The sequence below is a fragment of the Streptomyces boncukensis genome (assembly GCF_011045075.1).
Lineage (GTDB): Bacteria > Actinomycetota > Actinomycetes > Streptomycetales > Streptomycetaceae > Streptomyces > Streptomyces boncukensis.
In genome coordinates, this window is record NZ_JAAKZZ010000496.1 from 1 (window position 1) to 5,338 (window position 5,338).

The window sequence follows — 5,338 nt, forward strand, 5'->3', positions numbered from 1 at the left end:
CTCCCCGCCCGGACAGCCGCTCGGTGAGCGCCGCCCGCTCCCGCTTCAGCCGGGCCAGCTTCGCCTCGTACACGGCCCGCTCGGCGTCCGTGGCCGCCCGCACATCGCGGGCTCCGGCCCTCCACTGGTAGCCGGTCTCGGTGATCAGCAGATACGAGCCGTCGCTTAGGACGCGCTGTACCCGCCCCGTCCACGCGGGCTCGGACGGCGACTCCCGCGCCGTGCTCTCGTCCACCACGTACGCGCGCGGCTCGAAGCGGCGAGGAGAGGGACCGTGCGGTGGTGTTGCGGCCAGCATGCGGGCAATACGCCCGGCGCACTCCGCCTCATCGCCGAACGAACCGACCTCGTAGCCGATGCCGGTCACGTAGCGGCCTTCGGCCGTGGCAATCTCTTCGGCGAGAGCAGCGTTCAGCGGGTGTGCCACGCGCAGGCTCGACTGAGCCTCACCCATGACTACCCGTAGCCCGTGCGCGGCCAGGCGGTTGGCGAGTTCTTGGAGTTCGGCTTCCACACAGCAACCATCCCAACGGCCGTGACCTGCCGGGATACGACAACCTAGGACACGGAGTTGACCATGAGGACGGCTGCGATCACGGGTACTCGCTCCACCGGGCACCGCAGTCCCGACGATTACGCCGGGCTCTTTGCCGACTATCTCGCGCCCTTCGCCGAGGGCGCCCACTTCTACGTCGGGGGAGCGCAGGGTATCGACACGATGAGCCTGCTGTGGCTCGCGGCCAACACGAAAGCGCTGATCACCGTCGTCGTCCCAGGGAGCGTCGGTCAACAACCCGCCGAGGCGCGGCAGGCGATCACGCGGTGCCGCAACCGCATCAAGGAAATCACTGAACTCGGAGCCCCCGAACTGTGCACTCCCGCTTACCACGCACGGAACCGCTACATGGTCGACCGGACAGGCATGGCCATCGGCTTCCCTCACCATGCCGACGAGGCATCCGGTACCTGGCAGACCCTCAACTACGCATCGCAACAGGGAAAACCACGACTGATCGTGCCCGTGTAGTCACCGTGTGCGCCATGATGCTGGTATGGACGACAAGGCGGCCGCCGCAGCGACGATGAAACGGCTGCGCAACCGGCGCGGCCTGTCCCTGAACGACCTGGCCCGCGCCCTGTCGGTGACAGCCAGGGAGCTGTCCCAGCCCCACCTGCCCTCGGTCGCCTCGGTTCAGCGCTCGGTCACCCGGTGGGAATCCACCCGCCCGACGATGCCCGACGAGAGGTACCAGCTCCTTCTCGGTCTCGTGTACGCACGCACCCCCACCGGGCAGACTGCCCTTGGCGCAGGGTCGGACTTCGCCGAATACCTCGGAGCCCTCGGCATGCTCGGCGAGAGCGAGGGGCGGATCGCGGAACTACGCTCGGCAGTGGTGCGCCACGTGACGGACGCGGGCGACGGGATGCTCGCATTCCTCGCACCCGGTGTGCAGACCGGACTCGCACAGGCCCTGGCCGAACCGACCCGCACGGAGGAGCGGGTTCTCGCGGGACTCAGTGGTGTCGTGTCCGATGTCAACGCCCAGGTGGGAACTCTGCCGTTCGTCCGGCTTCAGCTCCTGCTCGCACCCGCGCTGGAGGCGTGCCGCCGGCTGCTGGCCGGCCCTGTGCCCGACCCCCTGATCCCGGAACTACGGGCCGTCACCGTGTCTGCCGCGACGCTGGCAGGCCGTCTCGCCTTCGAGACCCGGGACGACACGGCGTCCCGAGCCCTGTACGCCGACGCAACCAGCCAGGCCGAAGCGCTCGCCACCCCGTGGCGCCGAGCTGGGGTACACATGAGCCACGCTCTCGTGACCCTCTACTCCGAAGACGGCCTCGGCGGTGCGCGCCGCCTGGCCGACAAGGCCGTTCGCACCGCGCGCACGGGAACCAGTGCGCGGGTGCGGGCCCGAGCCCACGCCCTGCAAGCGGAGATCGCGGCACGGGAGGGGCTGGAGCGGCAGGCGCAGGCCGCGCTGGGCCTGGCCTGGTACGACATGGAAGCCCATCCCCAGAGCGACCCGTCACCATCTGCCTTCTCCCTCCCTCACCTGCGCGGGTTCGAGGGAGTGTGCGAACTGTATGTCGGAGACGCCCGGTCCGCGCACGACCGGTTCGACCGGTCGGCGGATTCCTTGTCCGCACCACGCGAGCAGGTACAGCGGGCGATCGTCAGGACGGACCAGGCGCTGGCGAGGATCAAGCTCGGCGAGCCCCGTGCTGCTGCGGATCTCTTGCACGAGTGCGTGGGTGCGGCGGCCTCGACCGGCGGCCGGGTTCCGGCGATTCGGTTGCGCAGGGCGCGACGGGAGCTGCGCCCTTGGCGACATGAAGCCTGGGTCGCCGACCTGGACGATCACCTGATGGACGTGCTCGGCAGCTAGCAGAGACGCAGCCCGGGACGCAGCGCCCGCTCAGCAGCTGAGAGCCGACGTGCGGCTGGTGCCCCTCCGCATACCTCTGCACCATCAAGCAATGTCACTCGATCGTATGAAAATCCAGTACTATCACCTCAACACTCGCACGAGCCACGCGAGTTGCGGTTAGCCTCCCATGGCACAAATGCCCGATCATTAACCCGTTAGGAGAAAAGTGAACCACCGGTCCATTCGCTACATCGCCTGCTGCGGCGCAGGCGCCCTCGCCATACTCCTCGGCCCCGCGCACTCCGCCTCGGCAGCCGAGAACGGCACCCCCCACGCCGCCCCCGCGAGCACCACCAGCGCCCAGGCCGGTGGCGGCCACCACCTCGCGAAGAGCGATGAGCGCGTCAAATACCTCGCCGGTCAGCACCCGAAGGCCGCCCCCGAGGTATTCACCGGCACATGGACCAGCAGCATGCAGCGCCCCGCGATGGCACAGGAGCGCGTCAAATACTGAACGCGCACGCGCAAGACCCCGTCACCGGCTCGGACGCACGTCTCACGAGCCGGTGACCTCCAGCCCGTCGAGCAGTCCTCGCAGCGCCCCGGCCTTCTCCTCCGCACCGAACCTGGAGTAGAGAACGATGGCCTCATCCGCGTAGCGACGAGCTGATTCCGGCCCCTGAAACTCCAGTGCGGTGCGCGCCATACCATCGAGCGCCCGCGCCGAGCCGAGCGCATACTCGGCCGACCGCGCCATCGACAGCGCCGTTTCGTACGACCGCATCGCCGCGTTCATCTCCCCCTTGGCCCGCCGTACACCGGCGATGCCGACCAGTGCCCGTTGACGCTCGTAGGCGGCGCCGACCCTGCTGGCAAGTTCCTCGGCCCGCTGGTAGGAGTTCAGCGCCTCGTCGTACCTGCTGACGCTCGCGTACACATCACCGATATGCACCCGGACATCCGATTCACCTGTGGAGTCGCCACTTTCGGGGAAACGCTTCAGTGCACGGTGGAAGTACCCGAGCGCCCGATCCAGATCACCCATCGCATGATGGGCGGCACCGATATTGGCCTCAGTGAGAGCCCTGTCCAGGGGGCCACCGCAGTCGCGTACCCGCTGAAGGGCCTCCTCGAAGTAGTGAAGGGCCTCGGTATGCCTGCCCTCCAGCAGATACGCCATACCCAGGTTGTTGAGTGCCGTCGCCTCGTCAAATAGGTAATTACCCGAGTAAATATCAAGAACCTTCTCAAAACAGGCACGTGCCGCGACAGAGTCGCCGAGGTAGTACAGGGAGGCGCCCCTCACGTTCAGTGCTCTGGCTTCAGAGAACACCGCTCCTACCGACTGGTAGAGCCGCAACGACTCGTCAAGCGCCTCGTGCGCCTCCGAGCGGCATCCGGCCGCCACCTGGGCCCGCCCTCTCTGCAGCAGGGCGTCCGCGCATCCGTGAACGTCCCCATCCGCCCGGAACAGCGCCAGCGCCTCCGACGCGCAGCGCAGTGCCTCCCCCGGGTCTTCCTGGGCCAGCGCGTCCGCGCGGTCGACCAGGGTCTGGGCCAGGCCGGTGCGGTCGCCCCGCTCGCGGAGGGCGGCGACGGCGGCGGCGTGCAGCTCGCCGGTGTCGCCGGCGTCCCAGCCCCAGCTCTTCAGCGTCTGCGCCAGCACGTGGGAGTAGTGCGCGGCGTACGCGGGGAAGCGGGCGGCCGCCGTGCGGGTCGCGGCGAGCAGGTTGGGGCGCTCGGCGGAGAGCCACTGCCAGGCGTCGCGGGCCTCGGTGAACTCGGGCGCGTACGGGGACTCGCCCTCGGGGCCGCGCAGCAGGCGGCGGCGCCGGGGGTTGACGAGGCGGTCGGCGCGGTCCGCGGCCGTCAGGTAGTAGGCGAGGACGCGGGTGACGGCCGCGTGCCGGTCCCGCGCGGGCTCCCCCGTCTCCGCGTCCTCCCCCGTGCGGCGGGCGAAGGCGCGGGTGAGGTCGTGCAGCGCGTACCGCTCGCGCTCGGGCTCCGCGATCAGATGGCCGTGCAGCAGCTCGGACACGGCCGCCCGGGTCTCCCCGGGCCGCGCGCCCATGAGCGCGGCCACCGCACCGGGCGCGAGGGTGGGGCCGGGGTGCAGGGCGAGGCGGCACAGCAGCAGCCGCGCGGGGGCGCCGAGCGCCGCGTACGAGAGGCGGAACGCGGAGCTGACCGTGTCGGCCTCCAGCTCGTCCAGCGGGTCGCTGGCCCGGGAGAGGCGGTCGGCGAGGTAGGGCAGGTCCCAGGACTCGTGCTGCCGAAAGCCGTTGGCCAGCAGCTGGATCGCCAGCGGGTGGCCCGCGAACGCGCCCACCGCGCGGCGCAGCGCCGCCGGGTCCAGGGCGCGCGTATCGCCCGCGATCCGGGCGAAGAGCGCGGCGGCGTCGCTGTCCGGCAGGACGCCGAGGACGAGGGAGTCCGCGCCCTCCAGCGCGGTCAGCGGGCTGCGGCTGGTGACGATGACCCGGCAGGCGGCGCTTCCGGGCAGGAGCGGTCGTATGTGGTCCGGGTCCCCGGCGTTGTCGAGGACCAGGAGGGTGCGGTGCCGCGCGGTCCACTCCCGCCACTGGCAGCTGCGCGCCTGTACGGAAGCGCCCTCGCTCTCCTCGCTGAGCGGCGAGGGCGGGGCGTCGTCCAGCGCGCCCGCGACGCGCAGCAGCAGGCTGAGCGCCTCGGCCGGTTCGCAGGGCGGCTCGTCGCTGTGTCCGCGCAGGTCGACATAGAGCTGTGCGTCGGGGTACGCGTCGCCCAGGCGGTGCGCGGCGTGCAGCGCCAGCGCGGTCTTCCCGATGCCGGGCATGCCGGACACCACGGTGACCGGCAGCGCGCTGCCCTGCTCGCCGGGTTCGGCCAGCAGGGCGGCGAGTTCGGCGGTGCGGCCGGTGAAGTCGCGGGTGTCGCGGGGGAGGTTGTTGCGCGGGGCGTCCGCCGAGGGCGCGGGAGGGGGACACGAC

The 5,338-nt window shown here is 70.7% G+C and carries 5 protein-coding genes; 3 read left to right on the forward strand and 2 right to left on the reverse strand.

Annotated elements, in window-relative coordinates:
• On the reverse strand, positions 1-514 hold a 514-nt coding region (locus G5C65_RS38695), incomplete at its 3' end, for a hypothetical protein (protein ID WP_206442444.1).
• 63 nt (positions 515-577) lie between these two features.
• Here G5C65_RS38695 and G5C65_RS30475 point away from each other — a divergent pair.
• The 3 genes from G5C65_RS30475 to G5C65_RS30485 all read left to right on the forward strand — a co-directional run bounded on the left by G5C65_RS30475 (position 578) and on the right by G5C65_RS30485 (position 2,883).
• The gene (locus G5C65_RS30475; protein WP_165302284.1) at positions 578-1,027 is read left to right on the forward strand and encodes a DNA-processing protein DprA; all 450 of its coding nucleotides are present in this window, start codon (positions 578-580) and stop codon (positions 1,025-1,027) included.
• Between the two features lie 25 nt (positions 1,028-1,052).
• Positions 1,053-2,387 carry an NsdA family TPR-like regulatory protein gene (locus G5C65_RS30480; RefSeq protein ID WP_206442445.1) on the forward strand — a complete coding sequence of 445 codons (1,335 nt, stop codon included), beginning with the start codon at positions 1,053-1,055 and terminating at the stop codon, positions 2,385-2,387.
• A gap of 208 nt (positions 2,388-2,595) precedes the next feature.
• The gene (locus G5C65_RS30485; RefSeq protein ID WP_165302285.1) at positions 2,596-2,883 is read left to right on the forward strand and encodes a hypothetical protein; all 288 of its coding nucleotides are present in this window, start codon (positions 2,596-2,598) and stop codon (positions 2,881-2,883) included.
• Positions 2,884-2,925: 42 nt separating this feature from the next.
• Here the strand turns inward: G5C65_RS30485 and G5C65_RS30490 are convergent.
• Positions 2,926-5,338 (reverse strand): tetratricopeptide repeat protein (locus G5C65_RS30490; protein ID WP_165302286.1); only part of this gene is annotated, 2,413 nt, incomplete at its 5' end.

Excerpts from the sequence above, each read along its gene's own strand:
- G5C65_RS30475 (WP_165302284.1), top strand. The coding sequence starts at position 578 with ATGAGGACGGCTGCGATCACGGGTACTCGCTCCACCGGGCACCGCAGT.
- G5C65_RS30480 (WP_206442445.1), top strand. The coding sequence starts at position 1,053 with ATGGACGACAAGGCGGCCGCCGCAGCGACGATGAAACGGCTGCGCAAC.